General features: G+C 59.3%; 1 protein-coding gene and 1 pseudogene. One reads left to right on the top strand and one right to left on the bottom strand.

All coding sequences use genetic code 11. The annotated features are described in order from the left end of the window. A partial coding sequence (locus tag AC5ZG5_RS46215) for an IS5 family transposase (protein WP_496165570.1) occupies nt 1-408 on the bottom strand: 408 nt, incomplete at its 3' end. A 242-nt stretch (nt 409-650) separates the two neighbouring features. On the opposite strand from AC5ZG5_RS46215, the pseudogene AC5ZG5_RS46210 reads away from it, so the two are divergent. After that, nucleotides 651-817: pseudogene (locus tag AC5ZG5_RS46210) on the top strand (transposase); the annotation flags it as partial. Between the last annotated feature and the right edge of the window lie 256 nt (nt 818-1,073).

Here is a 1,073-nt window from a genome sequence, read left to right as displayed (position 1 = left end):
AATAACCTCTCGTCCTGCTCCACAAGTGGGGGAGTTTGCGCGACCACAGGTGGGGGAATTTGAAGTGACCGTCCGGGTGATCTTCAGACCCCCTTTTTTGGCCCCGGCAGCGTGCTGGTGGGCTCGGACGATGGTGGAATCGACAATCAGATATTCGAAGTCCGGGTCATCGGACATCGCCTCAAAGATGCGCCACCAAACACCCTTGATGCTCCATCGACTGAAGCGCCGGAATACGCTGTTCCAATCCCCGAACGCTTCCGGAAGATCGCGCCAGGGAGAACCCGTACGCACGATCCACAATACGCCCTCCACAAACATCCCCTTCTGGTCAGGCCGGCCTATGATCAGCGGCGCCATCCGCTCCCACGCCGCGTCGCTCAAAGCCAAACGATCCATCACACCCAAGGCCGCCTCCCAAAAAGCAGCCTTGAATCTGATTTGCTCCTAAAAGGGAATCCTTAGAGTCCACACGACCTAAAGCGTGCGGACTTCCGCTGACCGAATCACTGGCGTTGCCACACCCAGAGCCGCCCCTAGACTTTCCGGCGGCACGGCCGCGCTCGGCATAGTGGCGAATGCCCGTGCCGGTAACGGATCGATCTTGACCTTCACGCCAGGTTTCTCCTCCTCGAAGGCAGCCGCAATTGCTGACAACAAACTTTCGGCTGCCGCTTCCGGATTCAATTTTCCAGATAGAGCCGCATCTACCGCGAACCAGATCGGTCCGGTGCGCGGCGACGATCGACGAATCATCAGCGGTATCATTCACATGCTTCAGTGCGGCGCACGCTGGCGCGATTGCCCGCCCCACTACGTCCTTCACGACGATCTAGTCCTCCTTCGTCCGGGAGCGTAATTGCGCTCCCAGACTGCCAATTGGGTCTGCAGCGTAGACTAGGGGGGCCCCATTGTGCATCGCGGCCGCTAAGTGGGCCCAAAGCGCCACTTGCGGCGCGCGCGAGTTGTTCGTCACGGGCGGACTTATTTCGTCGCTCTGAAATGGACCCGCGGAGCGGGACCGCTTGAACCGGTTTGTTAGTTGGAAACTGACCGCTCCTGATCCCTTTCTA

This window comes from Bradyrhizobium sp. Ses1 (assembly GCF_059512365.1).
Note: the sequence above shows the minus strand (reverse complement) of the source record. Positions and strands in the feature narration are given on the sequence as shown.